Raw genomic sequence first — 15,209 nt, forward strand, 5'->3', positions numbered from 1 at the left:
CTCGGCCGGGGTACGCATCGCCGTACCCCGGCTACGCTGTTCATCGGAGTGGCGTCATATAGCGGGCGTCACACGAAAAAAGGGGAGACCCGCACATGCTGATCGCTCAGCGTCCGACTCTTCTCGAAGAGTCGATCGACGAGACCCGGTCCCGGTTCGTCATCGAGCCGCTGGAGCCCGGCTTCGGCTACACCATCGGCAACTCGCTGCGCCGCACGCTGCTGTCGTCCATCCCGGGCGCGGCCGTGACGAGCATCCGCATCGAGGGCGTGCTGCACGAGTTCTCGACCGTCCCCGGGGTCAAGGAAGACGTCACCGACATCATCCTGAACCTCAAGGAACTGGTCGTCTCGTCCGAGCACGACGAGCCGGTCGTGATGTACCTGCGCAAGCAGGGCCCGGGTGAGGTCACCGCCGCCGACATCGCGCCGCCCGCCGGTGTCGAGGTGCACAACCCCGAGCTGCGCATCGCGACGCTCAACGGCAAGGCCAAGCTGGAGATGGAGCTGACCGTCGAGCGCGGTCGCGGCTACGTCTCCGCCGCCCAGAACAAGCAGCCGGGCCAGGAGATCGGTCGCATCCCGATCGACTCCATCTACTCCCCGGTGCTCAAGGTCACCTACAAGGTCGAGGCGACCCGAGTCGAGCAGCGTACCGACTTCGACCGTCTCATCCTCGACGTCGAGACCAAGCCCGCGATGAAGCCCCGCGACGCGGTGGCCTCCGCCGGTAAGACCCTCGTCGAGCTCTTCGGCCTGGCCCGCGAGCTCAACGTCGAGGCCGAGGGCATCGACATCGGCCCGTCGCCGACCGACGCCGCTCTCGCCGCCGACCTGGCGCTGCCGATCGAGGAGCTCAACCTCACGGTTCGCTCCTACAACTGCCTCAAGCGCGAGGGCATCCACACCGTGGGTGAGCTCGTCGCCCGCAGCGAGCAGGACCTGCTCGACATCCGTAACTTCGGCGCCAAGTCGATCGAAGAGGTCAAGCAGAAGCTGCACGAGATGTCGCTGGCGCTCAAGGACTCCCCGCCCGGGTTCGACCCGAGCGCGGTGGCCGGCGGCGGCTACGACGACGACGACAGCGCGTACGTCGAGACCGAGCAGTACTGATTCCCAGCTAGCGCGGGCCCCCGTCCGGGGGCCTGGCGGCCCGACCCCGGTACCTGGCACGGCCGGGGCGGGTGAACCTCAAGGAGAAATGACATGCCCAAGCCCACCAAGGGTGCACGTCTTGGCGGCAGCCCGGCGCACGAGCGGCTGATCCTGGCCAACCTGGCCACGGACCTGTTCCGCCACGGCAAGATCCGCACGACGGTCGCCAAGGCCAAGCGCCTGCGCCCGCTGGCGGAGCGCCTGATCACCAAGGCGAAGAAGGGCGACATCCACAACCGGCGTCAGGTCCTGACCGTCGTTCGGGACAAGGGCGTCGTGCACCAGCTGTTCACCGAGATCGCGCCGACGTTCGCCGAGCGTCCCGGTGGCTACACCCGCATCACCAAGATCGGTGCGCGTAAGGGCGACAACGCCCCGATGGCGGTCATCGAGCTGGTGACCGAGCCGCTGAACGGCGTCACCACCCGCCGTACCGAGGCTCCCGCCGCTGCTCCGGCTGAGGCTCCCGCCGAGGAGACCGCTGCCGAGGCTCCGGGTGCTGAGGCTCCCGCCGAGGGTGCTGAGGCCAAGGCTGAGGAGTCCGCGCCCGCCGAGGGCGAGGCGAAGAAGGACGAGGCCTGATCTTTCAGGCTGGACGGGCCCGATCCCTTTTGCGGGGGTTCGGGCCCGTTTTTTGAGTTCGGGCCCTTTTTGATGGGGGGATCATCGTGGTACGGCTTCGCCTCGATCTCGCGTACGACGGGACCGATTTCTCCGGATGGGCACGGCAGCCGGGGCTGCGTACCGTCCAGGGGGAGATCGAGCTGGCGCTCACGCGGATCCTGCGGCTTTCCTCGCCGGCCATGCTGACCGTTGCCGGGCGTACGGACGCGGGGGTGCACGCGCGGGGGCAGGTCGCGCATGTGGACGTGCATGAGGCGGCGCTGGGGGAGCTCGACGGGCGCCGGGGGCCGCTGGGCGGCGATGAGCGGCTCTCTGCGCTCGTGCGGCGGCTGGGTGGGGTCCTGGAGCCCGATGTACGGATTTATCGTGTCTCGGTGGCTCCTGAGGGCTTTGATGCACGGTTCTCGGCCATGTTCCGGCGGTATGCGTACCGGGTGGGGGATGCGCCCGGAGGCGTTGACCCGTTGCGGCGGCGTGAAGTCGTCTGGCACAACCGGCCGCTCGATCTCGGCGCGCTGAACGCCGCCGCCGCGCTGCTGCTGGGGGAGCACGACTTCGCGGCCTTCTGCAAGAAGCGCGAAGGCGCCACCACCATCCGGGAGTTGCAGCGGCTCGACTGGGTGCGCGAGGACTCCGGGGTGCTGGTCGCCACTGTGGTGGCTGATGCCTTCTGCCACTCGATGGTGCGGGCGCTGGTGGGGTCGTTGCTGGCCGTCGGGGAGGGGCGGCGTTCCGTCGAGTGGCCTGCTGAGGTGCTCACCCGGGGGGTGCGGGACTCCGGGGTGCATGTCGCGCCCGCTCACGGGCTGTGCCTTGAGGAGGTCGGGTATCCGGCCGATGAGGAGCTCGCCGGTCGGGCGGCGGCTACGCGGCGGGTTCGTACGGTGAGGGCGGACGCCGGCTGAGCGTCCTTTCGGCCTGCGCCCCTGGTGCGAGGGTGGCAGGGTCGGGGCGTACGGGGGCTGGTGCCTCTTCGTACGCCCCGATTTGCGGTTGTCAGTCCTTGGTGGCGCGGTGTTCCAGGACCTCTGAGGTCAGGTCGCGGAACTCGGCGCTCACCTTCGGGAGCGTCTTCTCGTCGGCCTTCGGGGTGTGGCCGTCGGCGTGGGTGGCGTAGCTGAAGACGATGTAGCGGCCCCAGACCAGGCCGGCCGCGTAGCCGCCGGCGATGTGCACCCGCTCGCCGCCCGACTTCTCAGGGCCGGGCAGGGGGCGGAACCAGACGTTGTTCGGCAGGTCCTTCGCCTGGTCGGCCGCCGCGGCGGCGTCCTTGTCCGGCAGGACGGCGATGCCCGTGGTGACCGCGTAGCGGCGCTTGCCGTCGACGTACGTGGCCCTCAGCACCCGGCTGCACTTGCGCTCCTTCAGCGCGTCGGCGAACGCGCCCGTCGCGGCCTTGGCGCATGTCGTCTCCATGCCGGCCTTGACCCGTGTGAACGTCGTGCCCGCCGCGCTCACCTTCTTCTTCGGGAACGCCTCCGAGAGGGACAGCTTCTGCGGGTCGGTCTGCTCCGAGTCGAGGACGGACGTCGCCGCCGGGGTCTCGGGCGGCGGGGTGGCGGCGTTGGCCGTCGCCGACGGTGGCGGCACCGACGCCGCCGTGGCGGCCGTCGTCGGGGTCGGTGAGGTCACCGTCTGGTACGCGAAGAAGCCACCCGTCGCGATGCCGGCCAGGGCCAGCGCGCCCAGGGTCACCAGCAGGGCCCGCTTGCTCTTAGGCGGTGGCGGAGGTGGTGGTGGCGTCTGGAACGGGGGTTGCTTGAAGGCGCCCGGTGGGAAGGCCGGAGCGCCCGGCCTCGTCTGGGCGGGGACGTTGAAAGCCGACGTGGGCTTCTGGCCCCAGGTGTCTCTGGAGAACGGGAGTTCGGGCAGTTTGTCACCGGTCGCGGGCGTGGGGGGCCAGACGGGCACGTCGCCTGGCTCCGGGGGGCGGGCGGGGTCATGGGGTTGATTCGGTGAGGTGGCCGTCACAGCGGCCTCGACCTCGCCACCGGGGCCGGCCGAGCCTGTGTGGCCGGTCGAACCTGTGTGGCCGGTCGAACCTGTGTGGCCGGTCGAAGCTGCGTGGCCGGTTGGGTCCGTTTGGCCCGTCGAACCTGCCGGGGCGGTCGAGCCTGCCTGGCTGGCCGAACCTGCCGGGACGGTCGGGTCCGTTTCGGCGGTTGAGCTCGCCTGGGCGGCCGCTGCCGCCTTTCCTGCGGTCTGTGGCGTGGTGGGGAGCGGGGAGTCGGGGTTCTCCCGATTTGTGGGCTGCTCCGTGGTGTCGTCGGACTGCTGTGCGTTGTCCTCAGCCGGCTCTGTGCCGGCCTGAGCCGGCTTTGAGCCGTTGCCGACAGAGCCTGGGGAGCCCTGCGTCGGATGGGCGGCCGTTGGCGAGGACTCGTCGCCTTCGTGGGTGGCTGCCGTGTCCGAGTGGGTTGTGTCCCCGTGGGTCGCGTCCCCATGGGTTGCGTCGGGGTGTGGCAGGGCTGGACGGGTGGCGTTGGCGTCGGTGTGGTTCGCGTCCGGAAGGTTGGCGTCCGTGGGGCCGGTGGCCGCGACGTCGGCGTTCGCGTGGCTGGCGTCCGTGTGATCGGCGTCTCCGGGGAGGGTGCCTGGGCGCGAGGGATCCGCTTGGGCGCTGGCCGTCGGTTGCGACGTGTGCTGTCGGGTGATGTCCGGGTCTGTGTCGGCTGGCTCGGTTTCGCCCGGCTTCGTGGTGTGGACGCGGGTGGTGTCCGTGTCGGCCGGGTGGGAGGCGTTCGGGTGGGTGTCGCCTTGGTGGGCCGTTGTGGCGAGTTGGGGGAACGGCGTTTGGGCGTTGGCCGGGCGGGTGGGCGCCTCGTTTGAGGAGAGGGAGCGAGGCGTGTTGGACACGGGTGTGTCGCCTGGCTGGGCCTGCTCCTTGGCGTCCTGGCCGGCCGGGTCGGGGTGGTGCGTCGCCGGGAGGTTGAGGCCCTCCGGGTCCGTGGTGATCGCGTCCAGGTCGGTGTCGCCGGCTGGGTAGTCGGTGTCGCCGGCGCTCACCTGGTTGAGGATGAACGGGGTCGGGTTCGGGTTGAAGGGGGGCGGGAGGAAGGGCTCGTCCGCGTCGGGGACGGCTTCCAGCTCGCCTGTGGCGGCGGGCCATGGGGGCATGGCGTGGGCGTCCGACACCGGGGCGGGCCAGGTCGGCATGCCCGCTGCCGCTGCGGTGAACGCCGGCGGTGGCTCCCACGGTGGCGTTGTCGATCCCGGGCCCTCCGCGGGCCAAGCGCCCTGGCCGGGGTGCCGCTGGTTGTTCGGGGGCATGGGGTGGCCTGGGTGCGGGCCGCCGTGGTGCTGGGGCTGGTGCGGGGCTCCCTGATGCGGGCCTTCGAAGTGTGGGCCCGGGTGAGGCTGGTTGGGGCCGACCTGGTTGGGGCCGACCTGGTTGGGCCCGGTCTGGTTGGGGCCGACCTGGTTGGAGCCGGTCTGGTTGGAGCCGGTCTGGTTGGGGTGGGGCTGCTGTGGCCAGGCTTCGCCGGCCTCCGGGCCGCCGAACGGCGGGGAGGCGGGGTGGGGTGGCGCTGGTGGCTGCTCGGGGTGTGGTGCGGCGAGTGGCTGGTGGGGGTGGGGCGTGGCGAACGGCGGCTGGCCTGGGTGCGGCAGGCCCGCCGGGGGGTGCGGTTGCGACACGCCGAACGGCGCCCCCGGCGGCTGCTGGCCGAACGCGTGCGGGCCCCCCTGAGGCGCGCCGAAGTGCGGGTGACCGTGGTCAGGGGCCGGAGGCCGGCCGCTTGATGGCTGGGCACCTGGTGGCTGGGCACCGGGCCCGCTCTGACCGATCGGGGTGGCGCCGGGCCCGCCCCGACCGAACGGTGGCTGGGGGCCGCCCTGTGCGAACGCACGGTCGTCGGCCTGGGGCGCGCCGAAAGGTGGGGTGGCGGGGTCGCCCTGAGGGTGGCCGAAGGCGTGCTGGTCGGCTTGAGGTGCGCCGAAGGGAGGCGTGGTGGGGGCGCCTTGTGCGAACGCGTTAGGGGCGCCCTGTGCTGGGGCGAAAGGGGGCTGGCCCTGCGGTGACCCGAAAGGCGGCTGGCCCTCGGGTGGTCCGAAAGGCGGCTGGCCTTGCGGTGGTCCGAAGGGCGGCTGGCCGTGCGGTTGGGGGGTGCTCTGTGGGCCGCTGAAGGGGGGTTGGCCGAAGCGGGGTGGGGTGGCGGGGGCGTGGGGCGTGGGCCCGAAGGGAGGCTGGGAGAGGGCCGGGTCGGAGAGCCAGTCGTAGGAAGCCGCGTCGTTGGCGGGGACTTCCCAGGGCTGGGCGTCCGGCGGGAGGTCTGCGGGCGTGTCGTCGGTGTCCTGGGCGGCGGGTGCCGGTTGGTCCCCAGAGGGTGTAGGCGCTGTGGGGGGCGCCTGACCCTGCGCGGACGTCGACGGGGGCTCCGATGCCTGCACGCGTGGCTCGGTGGCTGGAGGGCCGTCGGGCAGGGGAGGGTGGTGGTCGCCGGGGTCAGCACCGGCGGCCGGGGCTCCTGGGGAGCCCGGGGGGTAGGGGGAGGTGCCCGATGGGTGTGGGTGGGCCGACGTCCGCTCGCCGTAGGGAGTGGACGCCGGTGGAACGTCTCGCCCGTTGGTCTGGCCGAAGCTCGGCGGTGGTGTCGCTGGGGCGGCCGAACCGTCGGCCTCCCTCTGATCGTGCTCAGACCCGGGTTCCTGGCCACGCATAGCTTGGAGCCTAGCGAGCGGAGCGAGATCGTTAGGCCGGTATGGGCGTTCCCAGGAGCATCACGAGCCCCTTTGCAGCGGGTTCGCCCCAAAAGACCATTCAGCTGAGCGCGTTGCCGGTCAGAACCCGGTTGTCCAGGGCCACGTACACGGTGGCCTTGGTGATGTCGACGATGGCCTGAGAGATCCGCTTCGAGCCCTTCGAGTCGGGCTTCGTGCCGTCCTTGTTCTGGAACCACACGAGGATCGCGTAGTGGCCGTACGTCGAGATCTTGGCGCCGCCCGCGCCGGAGCCGAGCTGCTTGGTGACCTCGTCCTTGCCCGCCAGGGGCTTGACGTAGTTGCTCGTGCTGCCGGCCTTGGCGACCTTGGCCGCCTGCTTCTCGGAGCTGAGGTTGGCCACGCCGACCGTGCCGATCACCACGCCGGCCTTGTCACGGAAGCTCGCGCGGACGAACTGGGTGCACTTGGCGGACTTGAGCGCCTTCTGCAGGGAGTCGCCGAGAGCGCCGTCCGTGCACTTCTTGTCCTTGCTGGTGATCGTCATCTCGTAGCCGCGCTTCGAGACGGTGAACTTCCGCTTCTTGCCGAACAGCTCCTTGACCGAGATCGGGTCGGGGTCGGTCTTGCGGCTGGCGGCGAAGCCGTACTTGCCTGGCGGGACCGAGGGCAGCGGCGCCGAGGTCTGGCGGGCCGCGGCGGGCTCGGCGGTGACCGGGTCGTCGGCGTTGTACATCAGGGCCAGGCCGCCGCCGAGCAGGCCGAGCACCACCAGGCCGCCGATGCCGGCGAGCAGCGGGCCGCGGGAGCGGCTGCCCTCGTCGTACGGGCTCCAGCCGATACGGCTCTGGGGAGCCCTGTTCGTGAAGTCGTCCTCGGGCTTGCCCTTGCCGGTGTCGCCGCCGGTCTCGGGGTCTGCCGTGGCACCGCGATCTTTGCGGCCTCGGCGGGACTTTCCGGAAGAGGCGGACTCGTCGCCCCTGCCCTTCTTGCCGTCCTTGCCCCTGCCCTTGCTGTCCTTGTCGTCCTTGCCGTCGGCGCCCTCCGGCGGGGTGGGCGCTCCGAAGGCGGAGGTGGCGGCGCTCGCGGAGGAGCCGCCACCAGGGCCGCCCCCAGGGCCGCCACCGGGGCCACCACCAGGGCCGCCGCCGGGACCGCTCGGTGGAGCGGCTCGTCGGCCGGGAACGGGGTGCGCCCCGCTCGGGCCGCCGAACGGGTCCGTGCCGAAGCCGCCCTGCGGCGGACCGGCAGGCCCGCCGCCGAAACCCCCGCCCGGGCCACCGGGACCACCGGGACCGCTAGAACCACCAGGCCCAGGGCCGGCAGGGCCGCCGCCGTGACGGCCGCGACCGCCGGGAGCACCACCCGGAGCGCCGCCGGGCCCACCGGCAGGGCCGTCAGGGCCGCCGAAACCAGCAGGGCCACCGAGACCAGCAGGGCCGCCGGGGCCGCCAGGGCCGTCAGGACCGCCGAAACCGGCAGGGCCGGCAAGGCCGCCGGGACCACCGGGGCCGGCAGGACCGCCAGGGCCAGCAGGCCCACCGGGCCCGCCGGGCCCGCCGTGGCGGCCGGAGCCGCTCATGAACAGGCTGCCGGGCGCGTCAGAGCCACCGCCCGGGTTGTTGGGGAAGGGCTCGTCGACCGGCCTGCCCCTGCGGGGACGGCCGCCTTCGGAGCCGCCGTCGGCTGCGAAAAAGCTGCCAGGGGCCCCGTCGGCGGGCCCGCCACCTGCGGGGCCGTTGCTCGTGAACAGGCTGCCCGCCGTCGCGTCCGCCGGTGAGCCCTCGCCCCTGGGAGTGCCTCCCATGCCGTAGGGGGCGCTGCCGGTGCCGTGCTCACGTTCCCCACTGCCGTTGGAAACCATGCGGCGACATTACCGTGATGTTCGTCATTGGGTTCCGAAGTCTTGGGTCCACCATGGGCCTCCGGGGCCCGCGGCGACGCCGACGCCGATGGCCTTCAGGCGGCAGTCGAGGATGTTCCTGCGGTGGTCAGGGCTGCCCATCCAGCCGCTCACCGCCTCCCGGGCGGTGCTGTATCCGGCGCCGATGTTCTCGGCGGCGCCCCAGCGGTATCCGGCGCGCTCCATGCGGTCCCAGGGGGAGGAGCCGTCGGGGGAGTTGTGGGCGAGCTCGCCGGCGCGGGCCATCTCCAGCGAGTGCGTACGAGCCGACCTGGTCAGCCCCGCGTCGACCCTGAGCGGCCCGCATCCGCGCTTGGCCCTGGCGGAGTTCGTCAGCGTGACGACCTCGGACGCCATGCCCGCCAGCACCCGTACGTCCTCGCGCCCGTCCTCGAACGCCGCCGACGGGTTGTCGTGGGAGTTGAACCCGGGGATCTGCCCGTCGGGGGTGCGGCGCGGCGCGTGCGTGGCGGTGGGCTCGCCCACTTCCTTCTTGATGGTGATGCCCCTGGGGATGCTCTCGACCTGCGGCTGCGCCTTCTTCTGCACGGTCGGCGCCGGGTTGGCGGTGGCCGCGGCGGGCGGCGCGGTCTCGCTGAGGTAGATGTGGCGGGCCGGCTCTTCCTCGCTGCTCAGCCGGCCGATCAGCACGCCCGTGAACAGGACCGCGAGCAGGCAGGTCAGCAGGCCCAGACGGCTCCGGCGCCGGGGGCCGCGCTGGGTGAGCCGGGTGCGAGAGATCTGCCACATACCGCCGCTAACGATAGGGATGTCGGGTCCTGGGAAAGAAGGGGTCCCAGGGAAACGAAACTAAACCGTTCTGAGGTCAGGTAGAATCGCACAGGGTTACCGGTCTTTTGACCTGCACGCCTCAGGGCGGGTAGCTTAGGTTCGTTGTGTGCATAGGTCCTGCGAGACCGATGCGCGGCGCGTCCGGCGTCATCTCCCGTGATGTGGAGACGGAAGGTCCGGGCCGTCGTGTGCCCGCACCGACCGACCAATGTAGCTGTCGCATCCGACAGCGCCGAAGACGCGAGCATAAAGAAGGCTACGACCGTGCGCACGTACTCACCGAAGCCCGCCGACGTCCAGCGTCAGTGGTACGTCATCGACGCGACCGATGTCGTGCTGGGCCGGCTGGCCAGCCACGTCGCGACCCTGCTCCGCGGCAAGCACAAGCCGATCTTCGCCAACCACGTCGACACCGGTGACTTCGTCATCGTCATCAACGCGGACAAGATCGCGCTGAGCGGCAACAAGCTTGAGCAGAAGAAGGCGTACCGCCACTCGGGCTACCCGGGCGGTCTGCGTTCCGTCACGTACGGCGAGCTCATGGAGAAGCGGCCGGAGAAGGCCGTCGAGAAGGCCGTCAAGGGCATGCTGCCGAAGAACTCCCTCGGTCGGAAGATGGCCAAGAAGCTGAAGGTCTACGCGGGTTCTGAGCACCCGCACCAGGCCCAGCAGCCGGTGCCGTTCCAGATCACCCAGATCGCCCAGTAGTAGTTCGAAAGAGTTAGAGGAGAACCGTGGCTGAGCCCACCGGTGTCGAGACGGTCGTAGAGACGGCCGAGCTGGAGGACCTCTCCGGCGAGGACTTCCCGTCCGAGTACACCACCGAGTCCGCCGCCAGCGCTGACGCTCCCGTGCGCAAGCCCGTCACCACGGGCAACTCGTACGGCACCGGCCGCCGTAAGGAGGCGATCGCCCGCGTGCGCATCGTCCCCGGCACCGGTAAGTGGACGATCAACGGTCGTTCGCTGGACGTCTACTTCCCGAACAAGGTCCACCAGCAGATCGTCAACGAGCCCTTCGTGGTGCTCGGCGCCGAGGAGGCGTTCGACGTCATCGCGCGCATCGACGGCGGCGGCGTGACCGGCCAGGCCGGCGCGCTGCGCATGGGCCTGTCCCGCGCGCTGGCGATCCTCGACGTCGACGTCAACCGCCCGCCGCTGAAGAAGGCCGGCTTCCTCACCCGTGACGCCCGCGCCACGGAGCGGAAGAAGTACGGCCTCAAGAAGGCCCGTAAGGCTCCGCAGTACAGCAAGCGCTGAGTTGGCGCGCCTCTTCGGCACCGACGGGGTACGTGGGGTCGCGGGCCGCGACCTCACGGCCGAGCTCGCCATGGATCTGTCCGTGGCGGCGGCCCATGTCCTCGGCGATGCAGGCGCGTTCGCCGCTACCGGACGCCGTCCGGTGGCGGTCGTAGGCCGGGACCCGCGTGCCTCGGGAGAGTTCCTCGAGGCCGCAGTGGTCGCCGGCCTTGCGGCGTCTGGAGTGGACGTGCTGCGCCTCGGCGTGCTGCCCACCCCTGCCGTCGCCCACCTCACCGCGGCGCTCGGCGCCGACCTCGGCGTCATGCTGTCGGCCTCGCACAATGCGGCGCCCGACAACGGCATCAAGTTCCTGGCGCGCGGCGGCTTCAAGCTGTCCGACGCGGTCGAGGACGAGATCGAGCGGCGGCTCGGCGAGGAGTGGAGCTTCCCCGTCGGGTCCGGCGTGGGGCGCGTGCGCGACGCGTACGGCGAGGCGGACCGCTACATCTCCCACGTGCTGACCACGATGAACGCCGGCCTTGACGGCCTGCACGTCGTGGTCGACTGCGCTCACGGGGCGGCCCACATGGTGGCTCCCGAGGCGCTGGTGCGCGCGGGGGCGCGGGTCGAGGCCATCGGCGCGCGGCCCGACGGCCTCAACATCAACGACGGTCATGGCTCGACCCACCTCGACAAGCTCTGCCAGGTGGTCGTCTCGCGCGGGGCCGACCTCGGCGTGGCCTACGACGGCGACGCCGACCGCTGCCTGGCGGTCGACCACACCGGCGCGATCGTCGACGGTGACCGCATCATGGCCGTGCTGGCCGCCGCGCTGCACGGCGACGGCCTGCTGGCCAAGGACACCGTGGTCGCGACCGTCATGTCCAACCTGGGCTTCAAGCTCGCGATGCGCGAGGCGGGCATCACCGTGGTCGAGACCGCGGTGGGCGACCGTTACGTGCTTGAGCGGATGAAGGCCGACGGCTACAACCTGGGCGGTGAGCAGTCGGGCCACGTCATCATGCTCGACCACGCCACCACCGGCGACGGCCTGCTCACCTCGCTGCAGTTGCTGGGCGTGGTGGCCAAGTCGGGGGTGCCGCTCAAGGAGCTGGCCTCGATCATGACGTCGCTGCCGCAGATCCTGATCAACGTCAAGGACGTCGACAAGGGCAAGGCCGCGGCTCCCGAGCTGCTCGCCGCCGTCGCCACGGCGGAGGCGGAGCTGGGTGAGACCGGGCGCGTGCTGATCAGGCCGAGCGGCACCGAGCCGATGATCCGGGTGATGGTCGAGGCGGCCAGCGAGGAGCACGCCACGATGGTGGCGAACCGCCTGGCCGACGTGGTCCGCAAGGTCTGCGTCTGAGACACGGCATCGAAAGAAGGCCCGCGGAGAGATCCCCGCGGGCCTTTTTCGTTCGTACGGTCACTCGTCGCCGGTGAGTGAGAAGGCGCGCAGGCGCTGGCCGGCCCAGAGGACGGCGGCGACGGTGACGACGAGCAGGGCGGGGACGGCGAAGCCGAGCGTGACGTCCGCCTTGAGGAAGGGCGAGTCGCTGAGCTGGTCGGCGATCGACTGGCCCCAGTGCTGGATGGAGAACCTGCGGGCGCCCGGCACGAGGTTGCCGACGAGGCTCTCCCAGACCAGGGCGTAGACGATGCCGATCGTCACCGCGTGCCGGGTGACGATGCCGAGCAGCAGGAACAGCGCGGCGTAGGCGATGCCGGCGGCCAGGGTGCCGAGGGCGAAGCCGGCGGCGACGCCGTCCTCACCACGTACGAGCAGCCAGCCCGACACGTATGTCGGCACCGCCGCGAACACTGCCAGCAGCGACGCGGCCACCAGGAACTTGGTCATGACGATGGTCGGGCGCGAGATCGGCTTCGACATCAGGTGGATGATGGTGCCGTCGTCGATCTCGGGGGCGATGACGCCGGTGCCGGCGATGAGGCCGAGCAGCGGCAGCATGGTGCCGATGGCGAAGTTCTGCAGCAGCAGGACGGCCGAGCGCTGGTCGGCGGCGCCGAAGACCTTGAACAGCACGGCGAGGCCGATCAGGGCCAGCGGGAGCAGCAGGAGCAGGATGATCCGCCGGCGCCCCAGCAGGGCCCGGTAGGTGATGCCCGCGACGACTGTGTTCATCAGGAGCTCCTGTTGATGAGGTAGGAGAAGACGCTCTCCAGGTCCTCGTCCGCGGGGGAGACCTGGTGCAGGCTGACGCCCTCGGCGCGGGCGACCTGGGGCAGGAGGCGGGCGAAGCGGCGGAACTCGGTGGCCTGGACCTCCAGCCCGTCGGGGCGCAGCGTGATGCCGCCGGTGGAGTCGTCGCGTACGAGGGCGGCGGCCAGTTTCCTGTCGTCGCTCGACCGGATCCTGAACAGGTGGGGCCGGTCGGTCATCAGCCGCCTGATCTCGCGGAAGTTGCCCGACGCGGCGTGCCGGCCGGCCACCAGCACCTCGATGTGCTGGGCGACCCGCTCGACCTCCTCCAGGATGTGGGAGCTGAACAGGATGGTCTTGCCCGCCGTGCCCATGGCGCGGATCAGGTCCATGAGGTGCAGCCGCTGGCGCGGGTCCATGCCGTTGAACGGCTCGTCGAGCAGCAGCACGGGTGGGTCGTGGACGAGTGCGGCGGCGACCTTGACGCGCTGGCGCATGCCCTTGGAGTACGTCTCGACCCGCCGGTCCTTGGGCTCCTCCATCTCGACGGTGGCCAGGGCCTTGCGTGCGGCCTCGTCGGGGTCGGGCAGGCCGTGCAGGCGGGCGGCGGACAGCACGAACTGCCAGCCGGTCAGGAAGCCGTAGACGCCCTCGCGCTCGGGGACCAGGCCGATGCTGCGGTAGATGTGGTGGTTCTTCCAGACGCGGGTGCCGTCCAGGGTGACCGTGCCGCCCGACGGGGCGAGGAAGCCGGCCATCATGTGCAGGAGCGTCGACTTGCCCGCCCCGTTGGGGCCGAGCAGGCCGGTGACGCCCGGCCCGATGGTCATGGTGACGTCGTTGACCGCGACGACGTTGCCGTACCAGCGGGAGACCTGAGAGAGCTCGATCTTCATCGCGCGGCCGCCTTCCTGTAGCGCAGGGCCAGCGCGGCGAAGCCGGCGGCGAGCAGCACGAGCAGCACCGCGATCGACACGGCGCCGCTCGGGTAGACGCCGTCCTCGATCGCGTGGGACGGCGTGCCGAACACCGCGTGCTGGACGGAGTCGACCAGCCAGAACGGGTTGACCAGCCAGGCGTAGGTGGCCGCGGCCTCGTTGCCCGCCGAGTAGAGGGTGCCGTAGATGATGGGGACCGCGGCCGACGACAGCAGGTAGACCGTGATCACCGAGGCCACGCCGAGGCCGCGCCTGGGCGTGAACGAGGCCAGCGCGAGCCCGAAGACCGACAGCAGCAGCGCCAGCACCAGCGCCATCAGCACGGAGCTGAGGTATTCGCCGGTGGCGGGCGGTCCTGGCATGTCGATGAGCAGCTCGCCGGCGTAGACCACGGTGATCGGGGCCGCGACGAGCGCGAAGACCGCGATGGTCATCGCGGCGACCTTCGCGCCGACGTACTCGGCGATCGAGACGGGACGCGACAGGTAGAGCGGCAGGACGCGGTAGCGCAGGTCGGGGGCGACCACCGTGGGCGCCTGGGCGGCCAGGAAGATCGCCACGACGGCCTGCATGACGACCGCGAAGCCGCTGTAGTCGATGCCGCGCTGCTGGGCGAGGGCCATCAGGGCGATGTTCACGATGGCCGGGAAGAACATGATGGCGACCAGCGAGTACGGGACGATCTTGCTGCGCGCGGGCCGGCCGAGCCCGAAGACGCCGCGCAGGCTGTGGACCGTCAGCGCCCTGGTGGAGTAGCCGCGGCCGAGCCTGGGGCCGTCGTAGTGGCGATAGCCGATGTCGTAGATCTCAGACATGTGCCACCTCATCCCTGAAGACGTCCTCGATGCGGTGGCGTCCCTGCTCCAGGCGGATCAGGCACAGGCCCAGCTCGGCGGTGGCGTCGCGGATGGCGTCGTACGTCTGCTCGCCCGCCACCTTCACGACCAGCTGCCGCCCCTGGAGCGAGACCGTCTGCCCGTCGCCGGACAGCTTGGCGGCCAGGTCGTCGAGCCCCTCGTCCACCTCGACCGTCAGGGTCTGGGTGGCCTGGGTGAACTCGCCGATGGCCGAGGAGCGCAGCAGTCGTCCCGCGTCGATGACGATGACGTGGTCGCAGATGCGCTCGAGCTCGCCGAGCAGGTGGGAGGTGACCAGCACGCTGATGCCGAACTCGGTGCCGATGCGCCGGATCAGCGTCAGCATCTCGTCGCGCCCGCGCGGGTCGAGCCCGTTGGTCGGCTCGTCGAGGAAGATCAGCTTGGGGTCGTGGACGAGTGCCTGGGCCAGCTTCACCCGCTGTTTCATGCCGGTGGAGTAGGTGCCGACGGCACGGTAGCGCTCTTCCGCGAGCCCCACGTGGCGCAGCACGTCGGCGGCGCGTTCGCGGGCCGCGGTGCGCGGCAGCCCGGACATGCGGGCGAGGTGGACGACTAATTCGGTCGCGGATACGTCGGGGGGCAGGCATTCGTGCTCGGGCATGTAGCCGACGAGCCGGCGGATCTCGGCGCCCTGCGTGGTGACGTCGAGATCGAGCACGCGCGCGGTGCCCTCGGACGGCGGCAGCAGGCCGAGCAGGATCTTGATCATCGTCGACTTGCCGGCGCCGTTCGCCCCGACCAGACCGGTGACCCCCGGCCCCACGGTGACCGAGAGCCGGTCGACCGCGGTGACGGTGGGGAAGCGCTTGGTCAGCCCCTCGGTGGCGAGGATGTGCATGAGCCGGACACTACCCGTCCG

The 15,209-nt window shown here is 71.1% G+C and carries 14 protein-coding genes; 7 read left to right on the forward strand and 7 right to left on the reverse strand.

Annotated features, from left to right (window positions below; genetic code table 11):
• Window positions 1-95: 95 nt before the first annotated feature.
• The 3 genes from AB0K28_RS03475 to truA all read left to right on the forward strand — a co-directional run bounded on the left by AB0K28_RS03475 (window position 96) and on the right by truA (window position 2,683).
• A complete protein-coding gene (locus AB0K28_RS03475) occupies window positions 96-1,112 on the forward strand; it encodes a DNA-directed RNA polymerase subunit alpha (protein ID WP_043623495.1) in 1,017 nt (338 codons plus the stop codon).
• A 93-nt stretch (window positions 1,113-1,205) separates the two neighbouring features.
• Complete coding sequence (gene rplQ / locus AB0K28_RS03480) at window positions 1,206-1,736, forward strand: 50S ribosomal protein L17 (protein ID WP_364364570.1); 531 nt, start codon at window positions 1,206-1,208, stop codon at window positions 1,734-1,736.
• Between the two features lie 86 nt (window positions 1,737-1,822).
• The gene (gene truA, locus AB0K28_RS03485) at window positions 1,823-2,683 is read left to right on the forward strand and encodes a tRNA pseudouridine(38-40) synthase TruA (RefSeq protein WP_364364573.1); all 861 of its coding nucleotides are present in this window, start codon (window positions 1,823-1,825) and stop codon (window positions 2,681-2,683) included.
• Window positions 2,684-2,774: 91 nt separating this feature from the next.
• Here truA and AB0K28_RS03490 read toward each other — a convergent pair whose 3' ends face one another.
• The gene (locus tag AB0K28_RS03490; RefSeq protein ID WP_364364576.1) at window positions 2,775-3,689 is read right to left on the reverse strand and encodes a hypothetical protein; all 915 of its coding nucleotides are present in this window, start codon (window positions 3,687-3,689) and stop codon (window positions 2,775-2,777) included.
• Between the two features lie 1,605 nt (window positions 3,690-5,294).
• On the opposite strand from AB0K28_RS03490, the gene AB0K28_RS03495 reads away from it, so the two are divergent.
• On the forward strand, window positions 5,295-5,519 hold the full coding sequence (locus AB0K28_RS03495; RefSeq protein WP_364364579.1) for a hypothetical protein: 225 nt from the start codon (window positions 5,295-5,297) through the stop codon (window positions 5,517-5,519).
• Between the two features lie 1,018 nt (window positions 5,520-6,537).
• Here the strand turns inward: AB0K28_RS03495 and AB0K28_RS03500 are convergent.
• Together AB0K28_RS03500 and AB0K28_RS03505 are read right to left on the reverse strand one after the other, a co-directional pair.
• Window positions 6,538-8,301 carry a hypothetical protein gene (locus AB0K28_RS03500; RefSeq protein WP_364364582.1) on the reverse strand — a complete coding sequence of 588 codons (1,764 nt, stop codon included), beginning with the start codon at window positions 8,299-8,301 and terminating at the stop codon, window positions 6,538-6,540.
• 24 nt (window positions 8,302-8,325) lie between these two features.
• A complete protein-coding gene (locus tag AB0K28_RS03505) occupies window positions 8,326-9,090 on the reverse strand; it encodes a CAP domain-containing protein (protein WP_364364585.1) in 765 nt (254 codons plus the stop codon).
• Between the two features lie 306 nt (window positions 9,091-9,396).
• Between AB0K28_RS03505 and rplM the strand changes: the two genes are divergently transcribed.
• Genes rplM through glmM form a run of 3 tightly spaced genes read left to right on the forward strand, consistent with a single transcriptional unit; the run spans window position 9,397 to window position 11,739 of the window.
• Window positions 9,397-9,840 carry a 50S ribosomal protein L13 gene (gene rplM, locus AB0K28_RS03510; protein WP_345395704.1) on the forward strand — a complete coding sequence of 148 codons (444 nt, stop codon included), beginning with the start codon at window positions 9,397-9,399 and terminating at the stop codon, window positions 9,838-9,840.
• 26 nt (window positions 9,841-9,866) lie between these two features.
• Window positions 9,867-10,391: a 30S ribosomal protein S9 gene (gene rpsI / locus AB0K28_RS03515; protein WP_345395707.1), complete on the forward strand. Its 525-nt coding sequence runs from the start codon at window positions 9,867-9,869 to the stop codon at window positions 10,389-10,391.
• A 1-nt stretch (window position 10,392) separates the two neighbouring features.
• On the forward strand, window positions 10,393-11,739 hold the full coding sequence (glmM, locus tag AB0K28_RS03520) for a phosphoglucosamine mutase (RefSeq protein ID WP_345395710.1): 1,347 nt from the start codon (window positions 10,393-10,395) through the stop codon (window positions 11,737-11,739).
• A gap of 60 nt (window positions 11,740-11,799) precedes the next feature.
• Here the strand turns inward: glmM and AB0K28_RS03525 are convergent, their stop codons facing one another.
• Genes AB0K28_RS03525 through AB0K28_RS03540 form a run of 4 tightly spaced genes read right to left on the reverse strand, consistent with a single transcriptional unit; the run spans window position 11,800 to window position 15,188 of the window.
• Window positions 11,800-12,516: an ABC transporter permease subunit gene (locus tag AB0K28_RS03525; protein ID WP_364364589.1), complete on the reverse strand. Its 717-nt coding sequence runs from the start codon at window positions 12,514-12,516 to the stop codon at window positions 11,800-11,802.
• Window positions 12,516-13,430 (reverse strand): ABC transporter ATP-binding protein, encoded by a 915-nt coding sequence (locus AB0K28_RS03530; protein WP_345395716.1) that lies wholly within the window; start codon window positions 13,428-13,430, stop codon window positions 12,516-12,518. The genes AB0K28_RS03525 and AB0K28_RS03530 overlap by 1 nt, the downstream gene beginning before the upstream one ends.
• The gene (locus tag AB0K28_RS03535; RefSeq protein WP_345395719.1) at window positions 13,427-14,287 is read right to left on the reverse strand and encodes an ABC transporter permease; all 861 of its coding nucleotides are present in this window, start codon (window positions 14,285-14,287) and stop codon (window positions 13,427-13,429) included. Before AB0K28_RS03535 ends, AB0K28_RS03530 begins: the two co-directional genes overlap by 4 nt.
• Window positions 14,280-15,188, reverse strand: a complete 909-nt coding sequence (locus AB0K28_RS03540; RefSeq protein WP_364364593.1) for an ABC transporter ATP-binding protein — start codon at window positions 15,186-15,188, stop codon at window positions 14,280-14,282. The genes AB0K28_RS03535 and AB0K28_RS03540 overlap by 8 nt, the downstream gene beginning before the upstream one ends.
• Between the last annotated feature and the right edge of the window lie 21 nt (window positions 15,189-15,209).

Source organism: Nonomuraea sp. NPDC049504, from assembly GCF_040676845.1.
Lineage (GTDB): Bacteria > Actinomycetota > Actinomycetes > Streptosporangiales > Streptosporangiaceae > Nonomuraea > Nonomuraea salmonea.

What these genes read in the sequence shown, in the direction of transcription:
- AB0K28_RS03530 (WP_345395716.1), bottom strand. Translation starts at nt 13,430, where the DNA reads ATGAAGATCGAGCTCTCTCAGGTCTCCCGCTGGTACGGCAACGTCGTC.
- AB0K28_RS03535 (WP_345395719.1), bottom strand. Translation starts at nt 14,287, where the DNA reads ATGTCTGAGATCTACGACATCGGCTATCGCCACTACGACGGCCCCAGG.
- AB0K28_RS03505 (WP_364364585.1), bottom strand. Translation starts at nt 9,090, where the DNA reads ATGTGGCAGATCTCTCGCACCCGGCTCACCCAGCGCGGCCCCCGGCGC.
- AB0K28_RS03500 (WP_364364582.1), bottom strand. Translation starts at nt 8,301, where the DNA reads ATGGTTTCCAACGGCAGTGGGGAACGTGAGCACGGCACCGGCAGCGCC.
- AB0K28_RS03525 (WP_364364589.1), bottom strand. Translation starts at nt 12,516, where the DNA reads ATGAACACAGTCGTCGCGGGCATCACCTACCGGGCCCTGCTGGGGCGC.
- AB0K28_RS03475 (WP_043623495.1), top strand. Translation starts at nt 96, where the DNA reads ATGCTGATCGCTCAGCGTCCGACTCTTCTCGAAGAGTCGATCGACGAG.
- rplQ (WP_364364570.1), top strand. Translation starts at nt 1,206, where the DNA reads ATGCCCAAGCCCACCAAGGGTGCACGTCTTGGCGGCAGCCCGGCGCAC.
- AB0K28_RS03540 (WP_364364593.1), bottom strand. Translation starts at nt 15,188, where the DNA reads ATGCACATCCTCGCCACCGAGGGGCTGACCAAGCGCTTCCCCACCGTC.